This window comes from Streptomyces sp. O3 (assembly GCF_054788135.1).
The window spans coordinates 1-237 of record NZ_JBTVYK010000238.1 but is presented as its reverse complement, the minus strand read 5'-3'; the positions used below and the strand labels follow the sequence as shown (position 1 = coordinate 237).

Here is a 237-nt window from a genome sequence, read left to right as displayed (position 1 = left end):
CCCATTGATAGTCCGAAGCGGATTGATCGATGATCACAGCGGCTTGAATGTTATCATTCCCAAACTGATTGAGATAATCCCATACGACAAAAGCGCCCATTGACCAGCCGGCAAGAACGACATGGTCAAGCTCTATTGCATTTAGAAATTCCCTTATGTCACGGGCATATTGGGAAATGGTGTGGCCGTGAAGCACTTTGTCAGATTCGCCGTGTCCTCTAAGATCAAGACGAATAC

1 protein-coding gene is annotated in these 237 nt (G+C 46.4%); it reads right to left on the bottom strand.

The annotated features are described in order from the left end of the window. The coding region (locus ACX6XY_RS30495) for an alpha/beta fold hydrolase (RefSeq protein ID WP_460337984.1) at positions 1 to 196 on the bottom strand (196 nt) is incomplete at its 3' end. Positions 197 to 237: the final 41 nt, after the last annotated feature.